28 protein-coding genes and 1 tRNA gene are annotated in these 23857 nt (G+C 63.9%); 11 read left to right on the forward strand and 18 right to left on the reverse strand.

The window, feature by feature from the left end; translation table 11 throughout:
* Positions 1–151: 151 nt before the first annotated feature.
* Complete coding sequence (locus tag XH90_RS34125; protein WP_194478595.1) at positions 152–460, forward strand: hypothetical protein; 309 nt, start codon at positions 152–154, stop codon at positions 458–460.
* A gap of 34 nt (positions 461–494) precedes the next feature.
* On the opposite strand, the gene XH90_RS34130 is transcribed toward XH90_RS34125, so the two are convergent.
* Positions 495–1019, reverse strand: a complete 525-nt coding sequence (locus XH90_RS34130) for a HEPN family nuclease (protein WP_194478596.1) — start codon at positions 1017–1019, stop codon at positions 495–497.
* 332 nt (positions 1020–1351) lie between these two features.
* Here XH90_RS34130 and XH90_RS34135 point away from each other — a divergent pair.
* Positions 1352–1428, forward strand: a tRNA-Arg gene (locus tag XH90_RS34135).
* A gap of 194 nt (positions 1429–1622) precedes the next feature.
* Here the strand turns inward: XH90_RS34135 and XH90_RS34140 are convergent.
* From XH90_RS34140 to XH90_RS34150, 3 genes are all read right to left on the reverse strand, one after another.
* Positions 1623–1916, reverse strand: coding sequence for a hypothetical protein (locus XH90_RS34140; RefSeq protein ID WP_194478597.1), 294 nt, complete (start codon positions 1914–1916; stop codon positions 1623–1625).
* A 216-nt stretch (positions 1917–2132) separates the two neighbouring features.
* Entirely contained in the window at positions 2133–2426 is a 294-nt protein-coding gene (locus tag XH90_RS34145; protein ID WP_194478598.1) for a DUF1330 domain-containing protein, read from the reverse strand.
* Between the two features lie 25 nt (positions 2427–2451).
* Positions 2452–3141, reverse strand: coding sequence for a DNA-3-methyladenine glycosylase I (locus XH90_RS34150; RefSeq protein ID WP_194482902.1), 690 nt, complete (start codon positions 3139–3141; stop codon positions 2452–2454).
* Between the two features lie 200 nt (positions 3142–3341).
* Between XH90_RS34150 and XH90_RS34155 the strand changes: the two genes are divergently transcribed.
* Positions 3342–4169 (forward strand): metallophosphoesterase, encoded by an 828-nt coding sequence (locus XH90_RS34155; protein ID WP_194478599.1) that lies wholly within the window; start codon positions 3342–3344, stop codon positions 4167–4169.
* Here the strand turns inward: XH90_RS34155 and XH90_RS34160 are convergent.
* The 4 genes from XH90_RS34160 to XH90_RS34175 form a co-directional block, all read right to left on the reverse strand.
* Positions 4108–4593, reverse strand: coding sequence for a Crp/Fnr family transcriptional regulator (locus XH90_RS34160; RefSeq protein WP_194482903.1), 486 nt, complete (start codon positions 4591–4593; stop codon positions 4108–4110). The genes XH90_RS34155 and XH90_RS34160 overlap by 62 nt on opposite strands.
* Before the next feature lie 159 nt (positions 4594–4752).
* Positions 4753–5493 carry a di-trans,poly-cis-decaprenylcistransferase gene (locus XH90_RS34165; RefSeq protein WP_194478600.1) on the reverse strand — a complete coding sequence of 247 codons (741 nt, stop codon included), beginning with the start codon at positions 5491–5493 and terminating at the stop codon, positions 4753–4755.
* A gap of 30 nt (positions 5494–5523) precedes the next feature.
* The gene (locus XH90_RS34170) at positions 5524–5898 is read right to left on the reverse strand and encodes a transcriptional regulator (RefSeq protein ID WP_194478601.1); all 375 of its coding nucleotides are present in this window, start codon (positions 5896–5898) and stop codon (positions 5524–5526) included.
* Positions 5885–6502 carry a hypothetical protein gene (locus tag XH90_RS34175; RefSeq protein WP_194482904.1) on the reverse strand — a complete coding sequence of 206 codons (618 nt, stop codon included), beginning with the start codon at positions 6500–6502 and terminating at the stop codon, positions 5885–5887. The genes XH90_RS34170 and XH90_RS34175 overlap by 14 nt, the downstream gene beginning before the upstream one ends.
* A gap of 198 nt (positions 6503–6700) precedes the next feature.
* Here XH90_RS34175 and XH90_RS34180 point away from each other — a divergent pair, with 198 nt between their 5' ends.
* Entirely contained in the window at positions 6701–7957 is a 1257-nt protein-coding gene (locus XH90_RS34180; RefSeq protein WP_194478602.1) for a S1C family serine protease, read from the forward strand.
* A gap of 83 nt (positions 7958–8040) precedes the next feature.
* Here the strand turns inward: XH90_RS34180 and XH90_RS34185 are convergent, their stop codons facing one another.
* From XH90_RS34185 to XH90_RS34200, 4 genes are all read right to left on the reverse strand, one after another.
* Entirely contained in the window at positions 8041–8775 is a 735-nt protein-coding gene (locus tag XH90_RS34185) for a thioredoxin family protein (RefSeq protein WP_194478603.1), read from the reverse strand.
* Between the two features lie 21 nt (positions 8776–8796).
* Positions 8797–9141 carry an SRPBCC domain-containing protein gene (locus XH90_RS34190; protein WP_246755662.1) on the reverse strand — a complete coding sequence of 115 codons (345 nt, stop codon included), beginning with the start codon at positions 9139–9141 and terminating at the stop codon, positions 8797–8799.
* Positions 9141–9593, reverse strand: coding sequence for a helix-turn-helix transcriptional regulator (locus tag XH90_RS34195; protein ID WP_194478605.1), 453 nt, complete (start codon positions 9591–9593; stop codon positions 9141–9143). Before XH90_RS34195 ends, XH90_RS34190 begins: the two co-directional genes overlap by 1 nt.
* A 104-nt stretch (positions 9594–9697) precedes the next feature.
* Positions 9698–10672 carry a tripartite tricarboxylate transporter substrate binding protein gene (locus XH90_RS34200; protein WP_194478606.1) on the reverse strand — a complete coding sequence of 325 codons (975 nt, stop codon included), beginning with the start codon at positions 10670–10672 and terminating at the stop codon, positions 9698–9700.
* A gap of 108 nt (positions 10673–10780) precedes the next feature.
* On the opposite strand from XH90_RS34200, the gene XH90_RS34205 reads away from it, so the two are divergent.
* Complete coding sequence (locus XH90_RS34205) at positions 10781–11191, forward strand: VOC family protein (protein ID WP_194478607.1); 411 nt, start codon at positions 10781–10783, stop codon at positions 11189–11191.
* A gap of 108 nt (positions 11192–11299) precedes the next feature.
* Positions 11300–12880: an ATP-dependent acyl-CoA ligase gene (locus tag XH90_RS34210; RefSeq protein ID WP_194478608.1), complete on the forward strand. Its 1581-nt coding sequence runs from the start codon at positions 11300–11302 to the stop codon at positions 12878–12880.
* A gap of 10 nt (positions 12881–12890) precedes the next feature.
* On the opposite strand, the gene XH90_RS34215 is transcribed toward XH90_RS34210, so the two are convergent.
* The 3 genes from XH90_RS34215 to XH90_RS34225 all read right to left on the reverse strand — a co-directional run bounded on the left by XH90_RS34215 (position 12891) and on the right by XH90_RS34225 (position 17009).
* Positions 12891–13985, reverse strand: a complete 1095-nt coding sequence (locus tag XH90_RS34215; RefSeq protein ID WP_194478609.1) for an HD-GYP domain-containing protein — start codon at positions 13983–13985, stop codon at positions 12891–12893.
* 250 nt (positions 13986–14235) lie between these two features.
* On the reverse strand, positions 14236–16521 hold the full coding sequence (locus XH90_RS34220; RefSeq protein WP_194478610.1) for a xanthine dehydrogenase family protein molybdopterin-binding subunit: 2286 nt from the start codon (positions 16519–16521) through the stop codon (positions 14236–14238).
* The gene (locus tag XH90_RS34225; RefSeq protein WP_194478611.1) at positions 16518–17009 is read right to left on the reverse strand and encodes a (2Fe-2S)-binding protein; all 492 of its coding nucleotides are present in this window, start codon (positions 17007–17009) and stop codon (positions 16518–16520) included. The genes XH90_RS34220 and XH90_RS34225 overlap by 4 nt, the downstream gene beginning before the upstream one ends.
* A gap of 308 nt (positions 17010–17317) precedes the next feature.
* Between XH90_RS34225 and XH90_RS34230 the strand changes: the two genes are divergently transcribed.
* From XH90_RS34230 to XH90_RS34245, 4 genes are all read left to right on the forward strand, one after another.
* Positions 17318–18082, forward strand: coding sequence for an alpha/beta fold hydrolase (locus XH90_RS34230; protein WP_194478612.1), 765 nt, complete (start codon positions 17318–17320; stop codon positions 18080–18082).
* A gap of 23 nt (positions 18083–18105) precedes the next feature.
* Positions 18106–18447, forward strand: a complete 342-nt coding sequence (locus tag XH90_RS34235) for a hypothetical protein (protein ID WP_194482905.1) — start codon at positions 18106–18108, stop codon at positions 18445–18447.
* A gap of 51 nt (positions 18448–18498) precedes the next feature.
* Complete coding sequence (locus XH90_RS34240; RefSeq protein WP_194478613.1) at positions 18499–19170, forward strand: dienelactone hydrolase family protein; 672 nt, start codon at positions 18499–18501, stop codon at positions 19168–19170.
* A 236-nt stretch (positions 19171–19406) separates the two neighbouring features.
* Entirely contained in the window at positions 19407–19889 is a 483-nt protein-coding gene (locus tag XH90_RS34245; RefSeq protein WP_194478614.1) for a hypothetical protein, read from the forward strand.
* A gap of 134 nt (positions 19890–20023) precedes the next feature.
* Here XH90_RS34245 and XH90_RS34250 read toward each other — a convergent pair whose 3' ends face one another.
* From XH90_RS34250 to XH90_RS34260, 3 genes are all read right to left on the reverse strand, one after another.
* Complete coding sequence (locus XH90_RS34250; protein WP_246755663.1) at positions 20024–20764, reverse strand: polysaccharide biosynthesis/export family protein; 741 nt, start codon at positions 20762–20764, stop codon at positions 20024–20026.
* Positions 20765–20906: 142 nt separating this feature from the next.
* Entirely contained in the window at positions 20907–21563 is a 657-nt protein-coding gene (gene msrA, locus XH90_RS34255; RefSeq protein WP_194478615.1) for a peptide-methionine (S)-S-oxide reductase MsrA, read from the reverse strand.
* Positions 21564–21686: 123 nt separating this feature from the next.
* A complete protein-coding gene (locus tag XH90_RS34260; protein ID WP_194478616.1) occupies positions 21687–22004 on the reverse strand; it encodes a hypothetical protein in 318 nt (105 codons plus the stop codon).
* Positions 22005–22393: 389 nt separating this feature from the next.
* On the opposite strand from XH90_RS34260, the gene rpsT reads away from it, so the two are divergent.
* Positions 22394–22660 carry a 30S ribosomal protein S20 gene (gene rpsT / locus XH90_RS34265; RefSeq protein ID WP_092289289.1) on the forward strand — a complete coding sequence of 89 codons (267 nt, stop codon included), beginning with the start codon at positions 22394–22396 and terminating at the stop codon, positions 22658–22660.
* The last annotated feature ends 1197 nt before the right edge of the window (positions 22661–23857 follow it).

Here is a 23857-nt window from a genome sequence, read left to right on the forward strand (position 1 = left end):
AAGTGCTTCCAGTGTGGCCTTATCGATCGGGATAGGACAATAGTTGCGCCTAAAGCGCCACACAACTATTTGCTAAAACGTCCGAACGTGTCAGATTTGGGCGCCCCCTTTGTCAAGTCCAAGAACGCCTATGGCCAATGCAAGACACAACTTGGTCGACTACAGATTTGCGCCTAGTGGCGCACACCTGCAGATCGAAGTTCTTTGGAAGGGACCTCATCCCCAAGCCGCCATCAATCACGCGAAGGCTTGCCTGGAGCAGTTTGCGCGCTCGCAACACGACGAGATAAAGATCTTCTCAAAGAAATACATGGGTCGAGTCTACTTCCATGTTGCCGGCGCCGAGCAGATGATCGACTGGCAGCCAGCCAAGGCGCCCCCGCGGAATTCGTATGGGGGAGAAGTGAGGGCTCGCGGCGTCGATACTCTCGCTCGCCGGGGCGTTTCCTATCGCAAGTGACCTTCCCAGCACCTAATCCATCGTTAGATTGTGCCTAACCTCTCAGCGCGCGACGAATCTCTGATCGGACTTGATTTATAACGATTTCGCTATAACAACCTTGCGACTTTTTCTCAATCAGCCTTGCGAACTTTCCAAATATCTCGCGAAGATCACTGATGCTCAAATAGCAAACCCAGTTCGGCGGTTCGGTCTCGCGCGACCTATTCCAAAGATACACACCTTTGATTGCACCTTTGTCAGACGCAAAGTCGATATTGAAGTGCGCAAAACTGTTTCGCATGTTCTTTACCAGGTCGCGGAGGTTCTGCGTTCTCTCCTGCCCGTGCTCAAAGGAGGGGATTGGCCATCCATCCTTCTTCAATTCCGCAAGACTCTTCTTTGGGATATCGTCAAAGAATTCCTGCTGGGGGAACATCAGAAGTCCAATGGCGGAAATGATCAGCTGAGTCACTTCGAAATATTCGTTGGGCTTGAGCTTGCTCAGCTCCTCTATCTTTTCAAGATTTTTGCGAGTTCTCTGCGCAAAGTGGCGAACAGTAACCGCGTAGTCAGTCATGCTTAGGTCCGCCCTTGCCAAACTACTCGATGAGATAGCCTCGCCGGTCCCTCCGCTCAAGTCGGCGGGTATTGCAAACCCTCGGGTAGTTCCGAGCAAGGCTGACGCTCCAACACAGGGCCCGGAGGCAGCAAGTGGCGCCGAGGTCCTGCCTCGCCGCGGCTGTGGCGCCACAGCCGCGGCACATGCGGCCGACCCTAGACCGGTGCACCCGACACGATTCGAACGTGTGACCTTTGCCTGAGGAGGGCTACGCAACCATCCGACCGAGCCACCCCAGGCAAACCTAGCGGTTGCCCGCCCCTCGCCGTTAGGCTAAATGAGGCCTTGCTGCACCCGTAGCTCAGCTGGATAGAGCGTTGCCCTCCGAAGGCAAAGGTCACACGTTCGAATCGTGTCGGGTGCGCCACTTCCTTGCAAGGCCGCGAATCCCTCCCTTGTCAGCCCGCTTGGGCGGCGGTCTCGGTGGGCGAGATCGACAATGTCGCTTCTCTTCCGCAGCACTTCCGCATCATGTGGGCGCGGGCCTCCTGGAGGCTGACGAAGGTCGCATCGACGTCGACGTCCGGACGAGGGCCGTGCGTGGCCCCCGTCCTCGCGTTCTCAGTGCCTGATATGCTCGAACACGACGATCACGCCGGTCGGCTCGGGCTCGTGCGCCATCAGCCGTGTCAGATCGGCATCGCTCCAGTCGGCGAGGCTGACGACTTCGCCGGTCTGGCGTTCCGCGCCCTGTGACGGCGTCGGCTCCAAAACCTTCAATCCCATCTCGTCGACGAAGAACGTGTGCTCGCCGAACATGCTGTTGAGCTGGGGCATCGCGGGATGCTCGTCGGGCAGCACCTGTGCACCGAGCTGGTTGACGGTTTGCTTGACCTGTTCGGATGTGAGCTTCATGAGCTGCTCCGTTCTATCGTTCGAGTTTCACGGCTTGAGCCAAATTGTTGGCCGGAGCGCGCGTGTTCCCTGCGCCTGTTGGCTGGCTCAAACTCCCGAACGGGTGCTGCGCACAAATGTTCCTGCGAAATGAATTTCGTGATCGCGCGCAGCGTCTGCCGCGCCGACGGCGCGAGATCGCCACACGATATCCACGATCTGGCCGGCGGCGCTAGTCTAGTCGGCCGCTTCGACGATCCTGATATCGCGATCGGCGCCGTCGCCAAGCAGATCGTGCGCGGCCTTGTAGGCCGGGCTTTCATAGGCGGCCCTGGCGCGTTCGACGCTGTCGAACTCGATGAGAACGACCCGTTCCATCTGGCCGAGCTCGAAGGCCGCAGCCGGCATGCCCCGCGCGAGCACGCGGCCGCCGGCGGCCTCGATCGCCGGACGCGACAGCTTGGCATAGGCCGCCATGGCATCGGGATTTCTGATCGCGCGGTAGGTCGCAACCCAATAGGCTTTGGCCATTCTCGTCTTCCTGGTTTCTCGTGAGCTAATGCTCGCTCCGGTTTTCACCGACCGAGAGCGCGCAGATGCGCGACAGATAAGTGTAGGGCAGACCGGTCTCCTCGGCCCAGGCATTGAACTGCGCCTGCACCTTGGCGAGATCGCCCTTCGACTTGACCTCTTCGGCGATGTCCAGGCCCGCATCGCGCAGGCAGGCAACGACGTCCTTGGAGGTGACAAAGCCGTCCCAGCCGACGAAGCGCAGCAGCATCTGCCCGGTGTTGCCCCCTAGCCGGCTGCCGCGCCTGGTCAAGAGATCAAGCAGGCCGACCTCGTTGGACGGCGGCCATTGCGCCAGGAATTTACCGAAGCTGCCGTGCTCTTTCGCGATCTCCTGCACGAAGGCGGCATTCTCGCGCACCGACATGATCTTGGCGCCGTTGCGCACGATCCGCGCATCGCGCAGCAGGCCTTCCCAATAGTCTTCGGGCTGGAAGGAGAGCTTGGCCGGCTGGAAGCGCAGAAAGGCGTCTTCGAAACCGTCCCATTTTGCGTCGATCACGCTCCAGGCAAAGCCCGCGCAAAACACCCGCTTCGTCATCTCGGCGAGGATGCGATCGTCGCCGAGCCTGGCCAACCGCTTCAGGTCGGGCTTGTCAGGCATCAGCTTGTCGAGCGCCTTGGAGCCGCCCTTGCGCTTCTCGGCGCGGGTACGAATGGTCTTGAAGGACGTCATGGCGATACCGGCGTTGAGGGCGCGCCACGACACCAGAATTCGGCGATCCGGTCCAGCCCAGCGACGACCCGGGGCTTGCGCGCTTCAATCCGCCGCAGCATGGTTGACGGGACAGGCCATCCGTACTGGTCCGCTTCTTGCTTCATGAATAACGTTTTGAAATTCCCAAATACTTTCACACTCCCGCCGACGGATCCCCAATGCGCTGCCTGGTCGTGGCCGACCTGCACTATTCGCTGCCGCAGCTCGACTGGCTGGTTAGCGCGGCGCCGCAGTTCGATCTGGTGATCTTCGCAGGCGACGCGCTGGACGTCGGCTCGATGGTGGATTTCCGTGCCCAGATCGTGGTGGTGAAAAAGTACCTGGCGATGATCGCGTCGAAGACCCGCGTCATCCTCTGCTCCGGAAACCACGACCTCGACGAGCGCAACGCGGAAGGCGAGAAGATCTCCCGCTGGATTTCAGAGGTCCGCGAGCTCGGCATTGCCTGCGACGGCGACAATCTCACCATCGGCGATACGCTGTTTACGGTGTGCCCGTGGTGGGACGGACCGCTGGTGAAGCAGCGCATCGTCGACCAGTTGCGCGATGCCGCGGTCGATCACCCACGGCGCTGGATCTGGGCGCATCATGCGCCGCCGGCCGATTCACCGACGAGCTGGGGCGGCAAGCGCTTCTTCGGCGATGTCGAAGTGGTGCAGTGGATCATGCAGTATCAGCCCTCGATGGTGATCTCGGGCCATGTGCACCAATCGCCGTTCATCAAGGACGGCTCGTGGTACGACCTGATAGGCCAGACCTGGGTGTTCAACGCCGGCCTGCAGCCGGGACGCCCGCCGACACGCATCGTGCTTGATCTCGATGAGAACAGGGCGTTCTGGCTGGCGGCCGGCGAAGCGCAGTGGATCGATCTCGGCGCACCGCTGAAGCGGCCGGCGTCCCATGTCACTGAGCCGCCGGACTGGCTCACATCCTTGGATCGGATTTCCGATCCGAGCCTGGCGAGACCTCGAGCGGCGGCAGGTTGATCATGCTCTGGAGCACCTCGCCGACCATGGCGAGATGCGTGCCGTGGCCGGCATATTGGCGCTTGAGATCGGCGAGATAGGTGTTGGCGGCATTGAGCCGCTGCGCCAGCATGCGCGCGAGCAAGAGCGCGAGCTCCGGCTGCTGCTTGAGGAGCGAGGCAGCATCCTCGAACTCATAGATGACCGTGTTCGTACAGGCTCGCACGGTTGCAGTATGCGGCACTCCCAGCAACACCGACATCTCGCCCAGGACCGCGCCCGGCTCCGTGACGGTGGCGACGATCATCTCGCCCTTGAGCACCTCGAGCTTGCCGTCCATCAGCACATAGAGATGGCCGGAAGCGCCGCCCTCTGTCACCAGATCGGTGCCGGCGGCAATCCTCCGCTCCGTTCCACCGGTGCAACAATCCAGAACCGCGCGCATCGCCGCATACTCCCGCAAGAGACGGCAGTAGAGCACGATCCGCAGGGAGATGCAGCGGTTTTTGCGCATGCCGCCGCACAGCACTACATCCGGCGCGAAGCGGTTCGCCTCAGCGTCCGAGAACCGCGGCGGAGACCCTTGCCCGGCTCCGCCTCGGTGTCAGGCCCGCGAGAGTGCGGGCACCTCTTCCGGCATGATCGCCTGGAGACCGCCGAAGCGACGCTCGCGGCCGTGGAAGGAGGCCAGCGCCGCGGCGAGATCGCCCGCATCGAATTCGGGCCACATCCTCTCGGTGAAATGCAGCTCGGCATAGGCACCTTCCCAGAGCAGGAAATCCGACAGCCGCTTCTCTCCCGAGGTACGGATGATGAGATCGACGTCGCGGAGGCCAGCTTCGCCAGTGACGAGCTGCGAGAAGGCCTCGCGGGTCAGGCTGGTCAGCGCAGCCGCCTTCGCCGCGGCGTTCAGGATGGCCTCACGCGCGGAATAGTCGACGGCGATCCGCAGATGCAGCGTCGTGCCGCGCGCGGTCGCGTCTTCTGCACGCGCAATTGCGGTGGCGATGCCGTCAGGCAGGCGATCGCGACGGCCGATCACGTTGAGGCGCACGCCGTTCTTCACCAGGCTCTGCACTTCATTGGCGAGATAGAAGCGCAGCAGCGTCATCAGGGCTGCAACCTCGGCCTTGGGCCTGCGCCAATTGTCGGTCGAGAAGGCATAAAGCGTCAGCGTGCCGATGCCCTGCCTGGGTGCGGCCTCGACGATGCGGCGGATGGTCTCGACGCCGGCCTCGTGGCCGCGCACGCGCGACAGCCCGCGCCGCGTCGCCCATCGTCCGTTGCCGTCCATGATGATGCCGACGTGAAGCTTCTCGTTGTGGGACGTGACGTCACTTTGCATCGCAAAGTCTCCGGTCAAAAAAGGGGACGATCAGGTCGAAAGAAAGCCGAGGCGGCCGAGCGGCGACGCCTCGCGGCCGGCGGCCTTGGCGGCGTCGCGCACCAGCCGCTCGAGCACGGCGAGATAGTCGAGGAAGCGGCGACGGCCGGCCTTGGTGAGGCGGCAGGTGGTGTGCGGGCGATTGCCCTCATAGCCCTTGGTGACCTCAACGAGGCCGGCCTCCTGGAGCACCGCGAGGTGCCGGCTGAGATTGCCGTCGGTGAGGCCGCAGAGCTGCTTCAGATCGGCGAACGCAAGCCCTTTCGGGTGCGCCATCAGCGAGGTCAGAAGCCCGAGCCTCGCCTTCTCGTGGATCACACGGTCGAGCCCTTCATAGGAGAAAGGCGCGCTGTCAGTCTTCGACATCGTTGTCTCCGGACGCGAAATACAGAATGGCCGCCATCACCGACTGGCCGATCACGAAGGGCAACCCCATGGTCCAAGGCGACAGCATGTGTGTCTGGCTCGCCAGCACCACCACCGCAAAGCCCGAGACGAAGTACCAGGCTCCCGCGAACGCCACGCTGCGCGGCAGCGAGCGGACGGACGCGAAAATGCCGAGCGACACCAGGATCTGCCACAGGCCCGGCAGCAGCCACAGCGTCTCGCTTGCGAACTTCCACATCACCACCGCAAGCAGGACGCCTGCGACGCCCGCAGGCAGGAACTGCTCGACCGCCTGGTGGATCATGGCATCGGCAAGGCCGGAATGATGACGACGCGAACGCGCGCGCATCTCGATCCAGATCATCAGGCCGGATAGCGCGGCTGCAATGAACCAGCCGAGAAAGAAACCGAGCGGCTCGCCGGTCGGATCGCCGAGCAACCAGAACTGCAGGACAGCGGTGACGAGCGCGACCGCGCCGGTCGCGGCCATCGTCGCCGGACCGTAACCGCGGAACGCCGTGCCGGCCGCAATCTGGCTGCGGATCGCCACGATGTCGGCCAGCGCCTTGTCGAGATCGCGCATCGGCAATGCCAAGACTCCGCTCCACCCGGTTCATGGACTGGCTTGTCCAGGTACTTTGTATCGCAAAGTATACCGCGCCGCAAAGTAAAGGCAAGCCGGAAGGTCGCCCGACGGAGACGATATCTGCACGGACAACTGCTGGTTGCGCGCCACCCGCTCGTGCAGCTAAGATGCGGCCAAAGTGTCCGGGGGGAAGTCATGTGGTTGAGGTCGTTTGCCGTTGCGGCTGTGCTGCAACTGGCTTTTGCGGGGCTAGCGCATGCGGCGGGACCGTTCGGCTCCGTCAATGTCGGCAACTGGATCGGCGGCGCCTTCAGCAACGACCAGACCGGCGCCTTCTCCCATTGCGCCGCAACGGCACCGTATGCAAACGGCGTCAACCTTGTCGTAAGCCAAAATGTCACCGGCATATGGTCGCTGGCCTTCGCAAGTCCCAGCTACCACTTCAACAAGGGCGAGAATGCTGCGATCGACGTGACGTTTGACGGGCAGGAGCAAGCCAGGCTGTACGCCACGGCCTATCAGACCAACATGCTTACGGCCGTCATGCCGGTCAACGTCGCGCGTAGATTTCAAAAGGCGAGCCTCATGGTCGCAACAGCCGGCCGCGCTGTCCTGAATTTCGACCTGACCTCGACCGGGCCGGTGATCGCCGCATTGGCCAACTGCGTAAATCGCGTGAAGACCGACGGGCTGAGCAAGGCCGGCGATTTTGCGAAGAGTGCCGCGAAGCCGGCAGTAACGGCGGACAAGCAGGGATCATCGCCGGCCGGCAAGGCCGGCAGAGGAGCAAAGAGCAGCTCCGGCTTTGGCACCGGCTTCGTGGTCAGCGCCGGCGGGCACATCGTCACCAACAACCACGTGATCGACGGTTGCAGCGAGCTCAAGGGCAATCTCACCGGTGAAGCCGCGATGGTGTTGCGCGTCGTGTCGAGCGACGCAAACAACGATGTCGCTCTGTTGCAGGCGCCCTCGACCGCGACATTCAAGGAGTTTGCCCGGATCCGCGACCGTTCGATCCGCTCCGGCGATTCCGTCGTGACGATCGGCTTTCCGTTCCACGGATTGCTGACCTCGGACTTCACAGTGACGACGGGCATTGTGAGCTCGCTCAGCGGCATGCGCAACGATTCACGCTTCCTGCAGATCAGCGCACCCGTGCAGCCCGGCAACAGCGGAGGCCCGCTATTCGATACGACCGGCCAGGTCGTTGGCGTCGTCACCGGGAAGCTCGATGGATTGCGAGTCGCCGCCGCGACCGGCAGCATCCCCGAAAACATCAACTTCGCCATCAAGACCGGCGCGCTACGCGACTTCCTCGACAATTCGGTGGTGCCGTACCGGACGGCCGAGCCGAAGGGCGAACTCAAGACCACCGACATCGCCGGGAACGCACGCGCCTATACGATGCTGATCTCGTGCAACGGCACGGAACAGGCGGACGCGAAGAAGTGAGGTCGCCGCCTGTGGTGCCTCCCTTCCGGCGTCGCCCTGGCGAAACCTGGCAAAAACCAGGACCACATCTGTGAACGCCCCCCTCACCCGTGACAGCAAGCGCCCTTCGCCTGTGGCTCGTACTGGTCCCGCAGGCGAACCCAATCCATCGGATAGGGCAACCCTTCTTCGTGACGGCCGAGCGGGGTAAGGTCGAGATATTGATAAGCGGCGTTCATCATGTCGAGGCCGCGGGCGAAGCAAGAGTAGGTATGAAAGATCTCGCCGGCTTCGTTGCGGAAGAACACGCTGATGCCGGGCAGCTCGGGCCCATAGAACGGTGTGGTGCCGAAATTGTATTTCGGTACGCCCCGATCGATCTGCTCGGGCGTGAACGAGACCTCGTAATCGTAGTTGAAGTCGCTGCCGCCTGACGACACCCAGTCAAAACTCCAGCCCATGCGCTTCTTGAACGCCTCGAGCTTTTCGACTGGCGCCAGCGAGACTGCGACCATGGTGGTGTCGCGCGCCGCCAGATGCGGCACCATCCGCTCGAACCCGTCGACCCAGAACGAGCAGCTCTTGCAGGCCGCCTCCCAATCCGGCGCGAACATCACGTGCTGGACCACGAGCTGCGGGCGGCCCTTGAAGAGATCGTCGAGCGTCACCTTGCCATTCGGCCCGTCGAACACGTAGTTCTTGTCGACCTTCACCCAGGGCAGCGCGCGGCGCTCCTCGGCCAGTCGCTCGCGCGCCTGCGAAAACTCCTTTTCGTGCGCCAGATGGGCTTTGCGGGCGGCGACCCATTGCTCGCGCGAGACGATCTGATGTTGCTGCATGGTATCCTCCTCGGACGAAGATCAGGCGACGAAGCTCTCGAGCTTGTCGAAGAACGAGCTCCAGCCGCGCTGGTGGTTGTCGCGCGCGGTCTCGTCGAAGAACTGGGCGTGATGGAAGATCATCAACGTGCCGGCGCTGTCGGGCTTCAGCGAGATCGTCACCAGCGATTCGCGCTCGGGCGTCGAATGCCAGGCCCAGGTGAAGACCAGGCGCTCGTTCGGCACCACCTCGCGGTAGATGCCGCCGGCCTCGAAATACTCGCCGTCGTCGCGCGTGAACGAGATGCGATAGCGGCCGCCGGTACGAACATCGAGCTCGGCCTTCAGCGTCGCCGGCTTCATGCTCGGCGGCCCGAACCACTGCACTAGCTGCGCGGCCTGCGTCCAGGCGGCGAAGACTTTTTCCGGCCGCGCGCGGAGGCGCCGCGTGAGCGTGAGGCTTGGACCTTCGCTTGCGCGTTCGGCGGCACCGGCGGCTGCGTTGACCATGGTTTGTCCTCCACAAAGTCGGCAAGGCGGTCGAACCTCTCGGACCAGAATTGCGCATAGCGATTGAGCCAGTTCATCGCCCGCTCCATCGGATGCGCGCTGAGCCGGCAGGACACCGTGCGCCCGGTCTTCTCGCGCACGATCAGGCCCGCGTCCGTGAGCACGTCGAGATGCTTCATGATTGCGGGCAGCGAGATCGCGAACGGCGCCGCCAGCTCGCTCACCGACAGGCCGTCCTTTTCGCCGAGACGCGCCAGCAATGCGCGCCGGGTCGGATCGGACAGCGCGGCGAAGGTGCGATCGAGCGTCGCGTCCTGATACTTAACCATACGGTTTAGCATACGCGCAGATGCCATTCCGTCAAGGGGAAACCCACGCAAGCAAAAAGCCCCGCCTTCCGGCGGGGCTTCGTTCGTGGTCGATCACGAGACTGCTACTCAACCTTGAGGCCGGCGAACTCGACGACCTTCTTCCACTTGGCGGTCTCGGCCTCGATGTCCTTGCCGAACGCCTCTGGCGTCTCCACCAGCGGATCGCCGCCGAGCTCGACCAGGCGCCTGGTCATGTCGGGCTCCTTCATGAGCGTGTTCACCTCGTTGTTGAGCTTGGCGATCAGGTCCTTGGGCATGTTCTTCGGTGCGCCCATGCCGAACAGCGCGCTCGCCTCGTAGCCTTTCACGGTCTCGCCGATCGCCGGCACGTCGGGCAGCTGCGGCGAGCGCTGCGCCGTGGTGACGCCGAGCGCGCGAAGCGAGCCGGAGCGGATGTGCTGGATGATCGAGGGCATGTTGTCGAAGATCACCTGCACCTGGCCGCCGAGCATGTCGGTGATGGCGGGCGCTGCGCCGCGATAGGGCACGTGCTGCATCTTGCAGCCGGTCATCGCCATGAACATTTCGCCGGACAGATGCACCGAGGTGCCGTTGCCTGAGGAAGCCATGTTCACCTTGCCGGGATTGGCCTTCACATACTCGATGAACTCGGCGACGGTCTTGGCCGGCACGTCCTTGTTCACGGTCATCACGTTCGGCACGCGCTGGAACGCGGCGATCGGCGCGATGTCACGGACGAAGTTGAACTTGAGATTGGTGTAGAGCGTGGAGTTGATGTAGTTCGCCGGGTTGACCAGCAGCACGGTGTAGCCGTCGGGCTCGGCGTTCACGACGGATTCGGTGCCGATATTGTTGCCGGCGCCCGGCTTGTTCTCGATCACGAATTGCTGGCCGAGCCGCTCCGACAACCGCTGGCCGATCAACCTTGCCAGAATGTCGGTGGCGCCGCCCGGCGGATAACCGACCACGAACTTCACCGGCCGAGACGGATAGTCCGCTGCAAAGGCTTTCGACAGCGGGCTGGCTGCAAGCGGGGTGGCGGCGAGCAGGCCCAGCGCGGAACGGCGAGTGATCATCTCGAGGGTTCTCCCAGTGTTGTTCTTGATGGCGGCGTCAGCGGCCTTGTAACAAAGCCCGCCCTTTGCGAAAAGTGCGCCAGGCTCATGGCGACGAAAGGATAAGGCATGCCCGTCAAGGTCCAGGCCCTCGATCACCTCGTGATCAACGTCGCCGACGTCGCTGTCACTACCGAGTGGTATCGCAAGATCCTCGGCATGGAAGTCAAGGTGTTCGATCCCGGCGGCGGCAAAGCGCCGCGGACCTCACTTCAGTTTGGTCAACAGAAGATCAACGTCCGGCCGCGCGACGCCGACAAGGTGGAGTGGTTCACCGCCGACCACCAGACCGCCGGCAGCGAGGATCTGTGCTTCCTCACGTCCTCGACCCCCGACGAGGTGGTGGCGCATTTGAAGGCGCATGGCGTCGCCATCGAACAAGGCCCGGTTCCCAAGCACGGCGCCCGCGGCACGCTGCGCTCGGTCTATTGCCGGGATCCGGACGGCAGCCTGATCGAGATTTCGTCGTACGAGGATTAGACGGCGAACGACGCCCCTCCCGGTTTGCGCCCCACACCATGTGATGGCAGGAAGACGCAATAATAGAAAGGCGGCCGCCATCAAGATGCCGGCTGCACGGGAGGACTCATGGCCATTCAACAAACCTCAACTGGTATCGCGAGCCCGTTCGATGGGCTCGACGTGCCGTGGCTTCTCAAGATGCGCGCCGAGGTTCGGCGTGATCATCCATTTCTGATCTGGGCGCCATTCGACGCGCCGGCGCGGCGCTGGAGCTACGGCGAATTCCACGAGCGGGTCGGCGCGCTCGCGGCGGGGCTCGCCCGGCGCGGCGTGAAGCCGGGCGAGTACGTGCTCATTCACCTGGACAATTGCATCGAGGCGCTGCTCGCCTGGTTCGCCTGCGTCGAACTCGGCGCAATTGCCGTTACCACCAACACGCGCTCGGCGCCGGCGGAGATCGAGTATTTCGCCGATCATTGCGGCGCGGTCGCTGCGATCACGCAGCCGGCCTATGCGGAAATCGTCGCGCAGAACTGCCGCAACATTCGCTGGCTGGCGGTGACCTCGCACGATGCGGGCGCCGCACCCACGCAGGCGGTTTCGCGCGGCGATAGCTTTGAGTCCCTCTTCGCCGACAGCGCCGATCGGCCGAAGCGTGCGACCGATCCGCTCGCGCCTTGCAGCGTGCAGTACACGTCGGGCACGACGTCGCGGCCGAAGGCGGTGCTGTGGACCCACGCCAACGCGCTGTGGGGCGCCAAGATCAACGCTGCGCACGAGGACCTGCACGCCGGTGACGTGCACCAGACCTATCTGCCTTTGTTCCACACCAATGCGCTGGCCTATTCCATGCTGGCGGCGCTGTGGGTCGGGGCCACCTGCGTGATCCAGCCGCGCTTTTCCGCGAGCCGGTTCTGGCGCGTCGCGCGCGAGCATGGCTCGACCTGGACCTCGACCATCCCGTTCTGCATGAAGGCGCTGCTCGAGCAGGAGATCCCTAGGGATCACAAATTCCGCTTGTGGGGCACGGCGGTCAACGAGCCGCCGGCCTTCGCCGCGTTCGGCGTCAAGATCATCGGCTGGTGGGGCATGACCGAGACCATCACCCACGGCATCATCGGCGAGATCGACCAGCCCAACATCCCGATGTCGATCGGCCGCCCCGCGCCGGAATACCAGATCCGCATCACTGACGATGATGGACGGCCCACCGCGGTCGGCGACACCGGCAATCTCGCGATCAAGGGCATTCCCGGCCTGTCGCTGTTCGCCGAGTATCTGCACAACGAGAAGGCGACGCGGGAGAGCTTTGACGAGCACGGCTTCTTCCTCACGGGCGACCGCGTCGAGCGCCTCGCAAACGGCTTCATCAGGTTCGGCGACCGCGCCAAGGACATGCTGAAGGTCGGCGGCGAGAATGTCGCGGCATCCGAGATCGAGCAGGTGATTGCACTCGTATCAGGCGTGCGCGAGGCCGCGGTGGTGGCGAAGAAGCATCCGATGCTGGACGAGGTGCCCGTCGTCTTCATCATCCCGCATGGCGGCGTCGCGGGCGCCACACCTGACCTGCAGGACCGCGTGATGACGGCCTGCCGCAAGGGCCTCGCCGACTTCAAAGTGCCGCGCGAGATCCGCCTCGTCGACGACATGCCGCGCTCGACCCTGGAGAAGGTGGCGAAGGCAGAGCTCAGGAAGATGCTGGGGTAGCGGCGCGGGATCAGAACGATCCCAGCGCCACCGGACGGAACGCCTGCAGGAGCTGCTGGTCCAGCTTGCCGCCCATGCCTTCCATCATCGCGAAGGCACGCGAGTGGGTGAAGGGCATGCGGTAGGCGCGCTTCTCGACGAGAGCTGCGTAGATGTCGACGATCGTCGTCAGGCGCACGATGTCGCTGATCTGGTTCGACGACAGGCCGTTGGGATAGCCGCTGCCGTCGAGGAATTCGTGGTGATGCAGCACGACGTCGAGCATCTCCGGCGGGAAGCCGCCCTGGGCCGCGAGCGCATCATAGCCGCGGCGCGGATGCTGGCGGACTTCGGCCATCTCCTCGTCGGAGAGCTTGCCTGGCTTGTCGAGCAGGTTGGAAGCAACGAAGGCCTTGCCGACATCGTGCAGCAGCGCGGCGCGGGTCAGGCGGCGCTGGTCGTCCTCGCGCATGCCGAGATGCTGGGCGAAGGCGACGGCGAAGCCGGTGACGAACAGGCAATGCCGATAGCTGCCGACATGGTGGCAGCCGACGGTGGTGAGCCACTCGCGCAGCGAGGAGTGCTTGATCGCCTTCAGGATCTTGTTCTCGGCGGCGATGACGTCGTCGAAGGTCAGGGGCACGCCGAGCGGCAGCTTCTCGAACATCTTCGCCAGCACCGCGTGCGCCGCCTCGACGCCGCGGTTCAGCGTCTTGCCGCGATCGGTCGCGTCGTAGGTCGCCGTGTCGGGGAACGCCGCGCGGATGCGCTGCAGGATCGCCTCGGGCTGCAACGGGCGCGAGATGGTGTCGGTGGCGCCGAGCGCCCAGGCCTGCATGGTGCCGTGATGCAGCGCGTCGGCGAGCACGAACAGACGCGGCATCGAGCGATAGGCATCGCCGCGCAGCTTGTTGCGCACCCGCTGCACGCTTTCGGGCGAGCGCAAATTGATGTCGACCACGAGGCCGGAGAGATCGCGCGACGGCTGCTCGGGGATCTCCTGCGTCGTCACCGTCGAGACGTCGCCGACGGCCTTCAGGATGCTGGCGAGCTCGGTGCTCGCATCACTCCGGTCGGAGGCGAGCAGAAGCCGGCGTTTGGCGGCGGATTTGGCTGGCGCGTTCATGGCTTCCCCAAAAGCACGGGACTGTCTTTGGCGTCAGCCTATGCCGGATCAGGTTCTCCGGCCCTTAAGAGGCGTGCTCAACCGAACCTGCCGAAATTGCACGCAATTTTACGGGTCGGGTTTCCCCCCACGGCGAAAACAACCCCATGCACAGTAGGAGGACCATTGAAAATGCTGAGCTTTTCGCAAAAAAAGTCCGCCGGAGGTGCCCCTCCGGCGGACGTCTCACCTCACAACTGCAAGACGCAGCTTACGCCTTCATCGCCCCCTTCACGGCCTCCGCCGTGATCGGCAGGGCCCGGACGCGGGCGCCGCTGGCGTTGAAGATGGCGTTACCGATGGCAGGCGCCACGACCGTCACCGCGGGCTCGCCAACGCCGGTGGCCTTCTCGCCATTGGCGATCACGGCGACCGCGACCTCAGGCATCTGGCTCATGCGCAAGGGCCTGTAGCTATCGAAATTGGTCTGCTCGATGCCACCGTCCTTCAGCGTCGCCTTCTCGTGCATCGCAAGCGACAGGCCCCACAGCGCCGCACCCTCGACCTGGGCGCGGATGTTGTCGGGATGCACCTGCGTGCCGACATCGGTTGCGACCGTGAGCTTCTTCACGGTCACCTCGCCCGACGGCGCGACGGCCACATGCGCGACGCAAGCGGTCCAGCTTGCGGTCGCACGCTCCTGCGACGACACGCAGGCGACGCCCATGCCTTCTCCCTTGGGGAGCTTCTTGGTGCCGTAACCGGCAAGGCCCATCGCGGCGAGCAGCGTGTTGCGCAGCCGCTGCGCGCCACCGTCGTTCTTGCCGGCACCGTCGAGCAGCGAGATGCGAAATTGCGCCGGGTCCTTGCCGGTCGCCGCCGCGATCTCGTCGATCATGCTCTCGACCGCCCAGAAGGTCCAACCCGGCGCCACCGAACGGAGCTGGCCCGACGGGGTGGCGTTGTGCGCCATCTCGTTCTTGATCGCGCGCACATTGTGGTTCGGCACGGTATAGAAGAAGTCCGAACCGTTCACTGTGAACGCGTCGAGCGGGCCCTTCTTGTCGACCGAGGGCGACAGGAAGTCGGGGATGCCCCAGCGCGCGGTCGGCCAGGCCGAGACCACGTCGTGGCTGAGCGCCACGAGCTTGCCGTCGCCGTCCACGCCGGCCTTCACTTTCTGGTAGGTGAGCGGACGCGAGAAATCCATCGTCATGTCGTTCTCGCGCGTGTAGATCACCTTCACCGGCTTGCCGACGGCCTTGGCCGCCTGCACCGCCGGCACCATCATGTCGGCGTCCAGCCTGCGGCCGAAGCCGCCGCCGAGCCACATCTGGTGCATCACCACGAACTTCGGATCGATCCCGGCAGCTCCCGCCGCAATCGCGCCGGAGCGCGTCGCGAACTGATTGCCGGAATAGATGTGCAGGATGTCGCCCTTGAACTCCGCAGTGGCGTTCATCGGCTCCATCGGCGCGTGGATGTTGATGCTGGTGGTGTACTCCGCCTCCAGCACCTTGGCCGCCGTGCCGAGCGCGGCTGCGACATCGCCGTCCTTGACGAAGAACTGGCCGGAATCATCGAGCTTCTGAAGCCGCATGGCTTCGTCGAGCAGCGACTGGCTGGACAGTTTTGCATTCGGGCCTCCGTCATAGCTGATCTTCAGCGCCGCCGCCGCCTTCTTGGCGTTGGCATAGGTGCTGGCGACGGCAACCACCCAGCCCGACGTCGTCTGGGTCTTGTCGTCGATTGTAACGGCCTTGATGAAGCCGGGCACCTTCTTCGCAGCGCTGTCGTCGACCGATTTCACCGTCGCGCCGAAGCGCACCGGCGGCGTGACGAGCGCGCCATAGGCCATGCCCGGAATCATCACGTCGATACCGTACTTGGCCGTGCCGTTGGTCTTGGAGGGGATGTCGAGCTGCGGCACCGACACGCCGATCATGGTGTATTGATCCGGCGTCTTCAGCTTGATCGCCTTCAACTCGTCAGGCGTGAAGGTCTTGGTCGCCTTGCCGCTCTTGACGACGTCGGCGAACGACATCTGCTTCTTCGACTTCGGATGCGAGATCACGGAATCGCGCACCACGAGCTCGCCCGCGGGCACGCCCATGGACGCGGCCGCGCCCTCTGCGAGCGCCATGCGCCCGGCGGCACCCGCCCGGCTCATCGCGTCGAAGTTCATCATGGTCGACCAGCTGCCGCCGGTGATCTGCGCACCGAGGACCGGGTCGTTGAACTTCGGATCGTTGGAAGCGAGGTTGACCCGCATGTCGCTCCACTTCGCGCCCAGTTCCTCGCAGACGATCTGCGCCATGGTGGAAGCGATGTGCTGACCCATGTCGGCCTTGCCGCAGGTCACGGTGACCAGGCCATCGGGCGCGATCGCGTACCAGACGCTCGGCTCGAAATTGGCCGGGGCCGCGGCGAGCGCTTCACCAATGCCGGGCACGCCGGCATAGCCGAGCACGAGGCCGGCGGCGGCGGTGCCGACCAGGAATGAGCGGCGGCTGAGATCGGTCGTCTCTGGCATGACGTTCTTCACGTGCTCGTTCATGTGTGCCTCCGCTCGTTGCCGGCGGCGGATGCGGTACGCATCTCGGTGGCGGCGCGCATGATCGCCTTCTGGATCCGCGAATAGGTCATGCAGCGGCAGAGATTGCCGTCCATATGCGCCACGACCTCTTCCTTGGTCGGGTTGGCATTCTTCGCCAGCAGCGAAGCCGCCTGCATGATCTGCCCGGACTGGCAGTAGCCGCATTGCGGCACCTGCTCGGCAATCCACGCCTTCTGCAGGGGATGATCGCCCTTGGCCGACAGGCCCTCGATGGTGGTGATCTTCTTGCCGGCGACGTCGCCGACCATGGTCTGGCACGAGCGCACGGCTTCGCCGTTGACGTGCACGGTGCAGGCACCGCACAGGCCGGCACCGCAGCCGAATTTCGTGCCGGTCATCTGCAATTGCTCGCGGATGGCCCAAAGGAGCGGCGTGTCGTTTGCCGCATCCACGGACATACTCCGCCCGTTGATCGTGAGCGTTGGCATAGGCGTCTTCCCCTGCCGGTGCATGAAGCCGCTTACGGCGGCAACTTGAATGGCGGCCGCCCACCGGGTCAGCGACCGCCTTGCGCGCGAGAATGATCGGGTTCGTGCGCAGAGGCAAATGCAATCTGGAATCGATTGAAGCTATCGCGGCATCTGCCTGTTGTGCGTTGCGAGAACAGCGCTGACGCTAGCGACTGAACGCAACTAGCAACACGACAAGCATGCGTATCATTGCGATCGCGGCGGTTTCCTCCGAGTAACCTCGCAGGCTAGGATGGATCGAACCAAAACAAAATAAGGGTGGCGCAATGCCAAGGATCGATCGTGAAGGCGTCGGCATTTATTACGAAGTGCACGGTGACGGGCCGCCGCTGCTGCTCACGCACGGCTATTCCTCGACCTCGGCGATGTGGCATGGTCAGGTCGACGCGCTCGCGCGCGATCACAAGCTGATCTTGTGGGACATGCGTGGTCACGGTCAGTCCGACTACCCTGACGATCCCAAAGCCTACAGCGAGGCGCTGACGGTCGGCGACATTGCGGCGATCCTCGATGCGGTCGGCGCCCCGCGCGCCATCATCGGCGGCCTCTCGCTCGGCGGCTACATGTCGCTCGCATTCTATCGCGCCCATCCCTCGCGCACGCGCGCGCTGCTGATCATCGACACCGGTCCCGGCTTCAGGAAGGACGACGCGCGCGAGGCGTGGAACGCGCGTGCGTTCGCCACCGCCGACAAGCTCGATCGTGAAGGTCTCGACGTGCTGAAAGCAGCCACGCGCGAGCGCGCCACCGCCAGCCATCGCAACGCCAGGGGCCTGGCGATGGCCGCGCGCGGCATGCTGACCCAGCGCGACGCCGCGGTGATGGAGTTGTTGCCGAATATAGAAGTGCCGTCGCTGATCGTGGTCGGCGCCGACGACACGCCGTTCCTGGCGGCGTCGGACTACATGGCGGCCAAGATCCCGGGCGCACAAAAGGTCGTGATCCCCGCGGCCGGACACGCCGTCAACATCGATCAGCCCAAGGCTTTTGTTGACGCCGTGGCGCCTTTCCTGAAGAACTTGCCGGAATAGGCGGCGAGGTGAGGGTCATGACGATGAAGCGGGCATTGGCGGCTGCGGGCGCGGCGCTTCTCATCATGGCGGCGTCCGCGCGGGCCGAACCCTTCGGCACAGTGCCGCCGCGCCGTCCCTTCGTCGACACCCTGTCGAACAACGCGCCCCTGGCGTTCGGGATGGACGCGGATCAGACCGCGCACGCGCTGGGGCAGCCCCTGCGATACATCCGCGGACGTCCCGGCAATGAAATCTATCTCGCGCTCCGCGACATCGGCGGCAGCGGACTGATCCCCTATCGCCACCGCCTGTTCCTGCAATTCCGTCACGGACGGCTGGCAGGATGGAAGGAGGATTACGGCGAGAACTGGATGTGGGAGTGACGGGCAAAGACAAGCGCCCGCATTGACGATCAACCAAGAAGGACAACCCGCGTGGGACAAGACATCAGACTGACGGCCTCCGACAATTTCCAGCTCGGCGCCTATCGCGCCGATCCCTCGGGCAACCCGAAGGGCGCGGCGGTGGTGATCCAGGAGATCTTTGGCGTCAATCATCACATCCGTTCGGTCTGCGACCGCCTCGCCGGCGAAGGCTATGTCGCGATCGCGCCGTCGATCTTCGACCGAACCACGCCGGGCTTCCAGTCCGGCTACACGCCCGACGAGATCGCCGAAGCGCGCAAGTTCGTCGCCAATCCCGATTGGAGCGCGATGCTGCGCGACACACAGGCTGCGATCGACGCGGTGAAGAGCGTCGGCCCGGTCGGCATCATCGGCTTCTGTCTCGGCGGCAGCGTCGCCTTTGTCGCGGCGACGCGGCTGAACGGCCTCAAGGCCGCGATCGGCTATTACGGCGGCGCCGTGGTGCGCTTCGCCGACGAGAAGCCGAAGGTGCCGACGCAGTTGCATTTCGGCGAGAAGGATGCCGGCATTCCCCTCGCCGACGTCGAGACCGTCAAGGCGAAGCGGCCCGATGTCGAGGTCTTCATCTATCCGGGCGCCCAGCACGGCTTCCATTGCGACGAGCGGCCGAGCTACGACAAGGCCAGTTCCGACATCGCCTGGCCGCGCAGCATGGCGTTCTTTGCGAAGCATTTGACGTAAAGCACACGGGCCGTCTCTCTCCACCGTCATTCCGGGATGCGCCGCGGAGCGGTGCAGGCCCGGAATCCATAATCCCGATTCGTGGTGATGGATTCCGGGCTCGCGCTACGCGCGCCCCGGAATGACGAGAGGAGAGAGTTGCGCCGCGCTGCCCCCCGAGCGGAAATCGGGTGGCTGCACCACACCGCCCGGCGATAGAGCTGGCTGATCGAGCCAGTTCACGCCGGGAGAGCGTCATGCAGCAGGCCAACACGAACATCGTCATCCGCAACCCGTTCGGTACCCTGGACGTGCCTGATCCCGGCGATGCCGACGTCATGCACTATGCGATATCAGCTTCGCTTGCCGGCGATGCCGCCGACGGCAATGCGGCGCATTGGGCGACCGTTCCCGCAATCGGCGACCCGCTCGAAGGCGCCTGGGCCAGCCGCTGGAACGGCGGCGCCGATCCGACCATGTCAGGCGATACGCCCGAAGCATGGAAGCAAGGGCGCGCGGAGGTGCGCGTCGTCGGTGAGCGCATTTATCTGCGGTTCGACTGGGACAATGGCCGACGCCACGGGCTGATCGACGCTGTGCGCGAGAGCGGCAATGGCCTGATCGGGAAATACATCAACCTGACCAATCCCGCGATCGTCAGGCCGTGGATCGGGCGCGTGGTCGACGCCTTCAGGATCGACGGATGCTTTCCGAATGGGCGGCTGGATTTCAGGCGGTGACCCTATCCGTCATTCCGGGATGCGCCGCGAAGCGAAGCGGGCCCGGAATCCATAACCACCATCGGGAGTATGGATTCCAGGCACGCGCTACGCGCGCCCCGGAATGACGAAAGGATGGGATCGGGCTGAAGCCTCTAGAACCAGCGCTCGCCGACGAACACGGTGTCGCCGGGGCTGACGGGGGTGCCGAGCGGCACGACGGCACGCATGGCGCCGCCATTCTCGGTGTGGGTCACGGTGACCACGTCGCGCTTGGCGCGCGGCGAGAAGCCGCCGGCGATCGCCACGGCGCTCTCGACCGTCATGTTGGGCACGTACGGATATTGGCCGGGGGCTGCGACTTCGCCGAGAATGAAGAACGGACGATAGGAGTCGATCTCCACGGCGACGGAAGGCTCACGGATATAGCCGTTGCGCAGGCGCGCGGCAATTTCTCTGGCGAGCCCCGCCGTGGTGCGGCCGCGCGCCGGCACCGCGCCGATCAGCGGCATGGTGATGGAACCGCCGGCATCGATGGCGTAGCTGTTGGTGAGACCTTCCTGGCCGTAGACCACGACGCGCAGCTTGTCGCCGGCGTCGAGGTGATAGGAAGCGTCGTAACGCACGGGCGCGGCCATCACCGGTCCGCCATAGGCGACCGGAACGGGTGCAGGCCCCGCGGCAAAGGAATTGGTGAGCGCATCGATGGCACCGCCGCCGCTGTTGGCAACGACGACCGGCGGCGGAGCGCCGTAGGGCTGGCCGTAGGCCATGGCGTCGAGATCGGGACGGGGTTGCACCATCGCGACAGGGCCGGCGGTCTGCATGCAGCCGCCCAGGGCCAGCGCGGCGGACGCTGCCAAGATCGACCATCGAAACGCGCGCAGAACCCGCACCGGACCATCCCTACAACCGAGACAGGTCCAGTCTTGCACCGGTTATGGTTAATAAAGGGTTGAGGGCACTTGCTCGGTGCGCCCCCTCTCCCGCTCGGCAAGCGGGAGAGGTGCAGCGGTGCTCGTGGCGCGACCGAATGCCTTAAGCGCTCACACCCACGCCGATGGGACACGACACGCCGGTGCCGCCGAGGCCGCAATAGCCGGCGGGATTCTTCGCCAGATATTGCTGATGATAGTCCTCGGCGAAATAGAACGGACCCGCGGTCGCGATCTCGGTGGTGATGGCCCCCAGGCCCTTTGCACTGAGCGCCTTCTGATAAAGCGCCTTCGACTCGTCGGCGGCTTTCTTCTGCGCATCGGAGAAGGTGTAGATCGCGCTTCTGTATTGCGTGCCGACATCGTTGCCCTGGCGCATGCCCTGCGTCGGGTTGTGGTTCTCCCAGAAAGTCTTCAGCAGCTTCTCGTAGGAGATCCTCGTCGGATCGAACACGACCAGCACCACTTCGGTGTGGCCGGTACGGCCCGAGCAGGTCTCTTCATAGGTCGGATTCGGCGTGTGGCCGCCGGCATAGCCGACGGCGGTGGAATAGATGCCGTCGCCGAGCTCCCAGAATTTGCGCTCGGCGCCCCAGAAGCAGCCGAGCCCGAACACGGCCTGCTCGAGACCTGCGGGATAAGGCGGCTGCAATCTTGCGCCGTTGACGAAATGGATGCTCGCGGTGGGAATGGCTTGCGCACGGCCGGGCAGCGCGTCGGCTGCGCTCGGCAATGCGGTGGACTTGCGCATGAACAGCATGATGAACCTCCGCAAACGAGATGTGCGTCGCCCGAGCCAGATGCTTCAGGCGGCGTGCTCGCGATCGAGTGGGAATATAGGTGTTTACGCAACGAGAGGCAGTCTTGTTACGCCGCCGGGAGCTCAGTCGCGGGAATAGCCGATCAGCGGCTTGCGCGGTCGGAACAGGATCATCAGCAAAATGCCGAGGATGCCGAGGACGGCGAACACCGGCTGGTCCAGCACGAGGCGGATCACCGAGGTCCAGAGCCAGGGCGCCTTGGCCTCGACCCAGGCCCGGAAGGCCGATTGGCTGGCCTGGTTGATGTCGTTCCAGAACTGGCCGAACCGGGTGAAGCGGAGGGTCTGGTCGGCCACCCAGCGGGCGCCGTCATAGACCATGAAGATGAACCCGCCGGCCAGCAGCAACAGGCCAATCAGTCGGAAAAAGCCGCGGATCATACCCCACCCCAATTGATCGTCCGATCGGACGACCCCTATCGACGCCGCCAGCCAATAGCCGGGAGACGGCAGAAATTCAACCTCATCAGGGCGTTACGCCCCCTTCCTGGCACGCCGGAAGCCTGCTTTTCCAACCCCGAAAGCGTTGACGGTGCCAAAGACCCCCTCTATAAGGGCGCCAACTGGCGGCGGGCGCAATCCTGCCGCCGCTGTTCTTTGAGCAGTTGCAGGCTCTTTTGGGGCCTCAGAGAGGGCCGCAAGGCTTTTCGCTCATGTTCCGGGAACGGCCCAGCAACCGAACACCCTAAATCCGAGCGTCGATTCCGCGGTCAAGCTGCCGGCGCTACCCGACCAAGACGCGACCGGTACCCGCAAAGGACATTGAGACCATGGCCAACACTACCTCTGCCAAGAAAGCGACGCGCAAGATCGCCCGCCGCACCGCCGTCAACAAGTCGCGCCGCACCCAGATGCGCGGCGCCGTGCGTAACGTCGAAGAAGCCATCAAGACCGGCGACCGCGCCGCCGCCGCGAAGGCGCTGGCCGCTGCCGAGCCCGCGCTGATGCGCGCCGCCCAGCGCAACATCATTCACAAGAACAACGCCAGCCGCAAAGTCTCGCGCCTCACCGCGCAGATCGCCAAGCTCGCCAAGTAAGCTCGCGAAGTAAAGTTCGTCGCGCGAAGCCGGTCGCTTCACGCGATCGGTCGAAGCGAACATCGCGCACGTCAATCAGCCCGGCTTTCACGCCGGGCTTTTTGCTGCCTGTCACAATTACCGTTTGTGGTCACTTCCCGCCTGCGGTCTTTGGGCGAGCGATCTTCGGCTGGAAGAGTCTTCGCGGCTTCGCCAGGCTGCGTCCGTAATTTCACCTGTCGCTGTTTTTGCAACAGCGGAAACTTTCACTGCGCTGCGAAAAACCCCTGCGGCGCGGGCCTAAGTTGAATTCCCGCGCGCCAGAGTTCTGCACACCGTAGTTTCACCGGAACGCGTTTCCACGACGGGTTACCCTCTGAAACGAGACTCAAAAAACGGTGTCTCGCTAACCACTTATCGACATAGCGGCGACAAGCATTTGGAAAATTCGCTCGCGCGTCGCGAGCGTGACGCTTTTGTAAAAATTTTTTGGCGATTGGGGAGTCATTGTCACATGATGCGCCGCATTTTCGAATCTGTGCACGAATCCAAAAACTTGGTCTCGAGGCTGTGTACAACTCGTGCGCGGCGTTAACGCTGGTCAAGTTTTTTGATGCCTCAAGTGTGAATCAATTTCGTTGCGAGTCTTTGCGCATAGTGTATTCCTTAAGTCGTTCGCGGCGCCCACGATCTTGAGACCAGCGCGGTTTGGGAAACGGGGCGGGCGTGCAAATCGGCGGCGGTGTGCACGTAGGCGACGCTTCAACAAGCGATTGTCGGATCAAAAACCCATAGCAATATGGGAACGGTAGCTCTTTGTCTTGACGTCTCCAAGCGATATCTCAGCGATCGCGCGAGGGGGATAAGAGAGGCATCTCGAGACTGCCCCGACACGCATGATGGCGTAGCCGAACGGACGATACGAAAAGACGGGCAGGGCATCCGCAATTGGAGCATTCCAGGAGTGGCTGTCTTTTAGACACGCAGGACCTTGCCGTGAGCGATCACGGCAGGACGGGGAGGTATCATGTCCTACGGATTCAACGCGGTATTGACTTTGGCTTCATCGTTCAACGATGCCGTTTCCAATCCGTCCTGCGATCAGCCCCCTATCCGTGAGGGCGCGTCGAGTACGCGCTGACCTCGCGAACTCTCCATCCAAGACATCGCTGACCTGACCCGCGGCGTTTCCGCCGAACGGTCGAGCCATGCCTGAAG

Origin of the sequence: Bradyrhizobium sp. CCBAU 53338, from assembly GCF_015291665.1 — a bacterium.
In the GTDB taxonomy this organism is placed as follows: domain Bacteria; phylum Pseudomonadota; class Alphaproteobacteria; order Rhizobiales; family Xanthobacteraceae; genus Bradyrhizobium.

Bases quoted from the DNA above. Each gene is read 5' to 3' on its own strand.
- XH90_RS34130 (WP_194478596.1), bottom strand. From the start codon at position 1,019: ATGACTGACTACGCGGTTACTGTTCGCCACTTTGCGCAGAGAACTCGC.
- XH90_RS34140 (WP_194478597.1), bottom strand. From the start codon at position 1,916: ATGAAGCTCACATCCGAACAGGTCAAGCAAACCGTCAACCAGCTCGGT.
- XH90_RS34145 (WP_194478598.1), bottom strand. From the start codon at position 2,426: ATGGCCAAAGCCTATTGGGTTGCGACCTACCGCGCGATCAGAAATCCC.
- XH90_RS34150 (WP_194482902.1), bottom strand. From the start codon at position 3,141: ATGACGTCCTTCAAGACCATTCGTACCCGCGCCGAGAAGCGCAAGGGC.
- XH90_RS34155 (WP_194478599.1), top strand. From the start codon at position 3,342: ATGCGCTGCCTGGTCGTGGCCGACCTGCACTATTCGCTGCCGCAGCTC.
- XH90_RS34160 (WP_194482903.1), bottom strand. From the start codon at position 4,593: ATGCGCGCGGTTCTGGATTGTTGCACCGGTGGAACGGAGCGGAGGATT.
- XH90_RS34165 (WP_194478600.1), bottom strand. From the start codon at position 5,493: ATGCAAAGTGACGTCACGTCCCACAACGAGAAGCTTCACGTCGGCATC.
- XH90_RS34170 (WP_194478601.1), bottom strand. From the start codon at position 5,898: ATGTCGAAGACTGACAGCGCGCCTTTCTCCTATGAAGGGCTCGACCGT.
- XH90_RS34175 (WP_194482904.1), bottom strand. From the start codon at position 6,502: ATGCGCGATCTCGACAAGGCGCTGGCCGACATCGTGGCGATCCGCAGC.
- XH90_RS34180 (WP_194478602.1), top strand. From the start codon at position 6,701: ATGTGGTTGAGGTCGTTTGCCGTTGCGGCTGTGCTGCAACTGGCTTTT.
- XH90_RS34185 (WP_194478603.1), bottom strand. From the start codon at position 8,775: ATGCAGCAACATCAGATCGTCTCGCGCGAGCAATGGGTCGCCGCCCGC.
- XH90_RS34195 (WP_194478605.1), bottom strand. From the start codon at position 9,593: ATGGTTAAGTATCAGGACGCGACGCTCGATCGCACCTTCGCCGCGCTG.
- XH90_RS34200 (WP_194478606.1), bottom strand. From the start codon at position 10,672: ATGATCACTCGCCGTTCCGCGCTGGGCCTGCTCGCCGCCACCCCGCTT.
- XH90_RS34205 (WP_194478607.1), top strand. From the start codon at position 10,781: ATGCCCGTCAAGGTCCAGGCCCTCGATCACCTCGTGATCAACGTCGCC.
- XH90_RS34210 (WP_194478608.1), top strand. From the start codon at position 11,300: ATGGCCATTCAACAAACCTCAACTGGTATCGCGAGCCCGTTCGATGGG.
- XH90_RS34215 (WP_194478609.1), bottom strand. From the start codon at position 13,985: ATGAACGCGCCAGCCAAATCCGCCGCCAAACGCCGGCTTCTGCTCGCC.
- XH90_RS34220 (WP_194478610.1), bottom strand. From the start codon at position 16,521: ATGAACGAGCACGTGAAGAACGTCATGCCAGAGACGACCGATCTCAGC.
- XH90_RS34225 (WP_194478611.1), bottom strand. From the start codon at position 17,009: ATGCCAACGCTCACGATCAACGGGCGGAGTATGTCCGTGGATGCGGCA.
- XH90_RS34230 (WP_194478612.1), top strand. From the start codon at position 17,318: ATGCCAAGGATCGATCGTGAAGGCGTCGGCATTTATTACGAAGTGCAC.
- XH90_RS34235 (WP_194482905.1), top strand. From the start codon at position 18,106: ATGAAGCGGGCATTGGCGGCTGCGGGCGCGGCGCTTCTCATCATGGCG.
- XH90_RS34245 (WP_194478614.1), top strand. From the start codon at position 19,407: ATGCAGCAGGCCAACACGAACATCGTCATCCGCAACCCGTTCGGTACC.
- msrA (WP_194478615.1), bottom strand. From the start codon at position 21,563: ATGCTGTTCATGCGCAAGTCCACCGCATTGCCGAGCGCAGCCGACGCG.
- XH90_RS34260 (WP_194478616.1), bottom strand. From the start codon at position 22,004: ATGATCCGCGGCTTTTTCCGACTGATTGGCCTGTTGCTGCTGGCCGGC.
- rpsT (WP_092289289.1), top strand. From the start codon at position 22,394: ATGGCCAACACTACCTCTGCCAAGAAAGCGACGCGCAAGATCGCCCGC.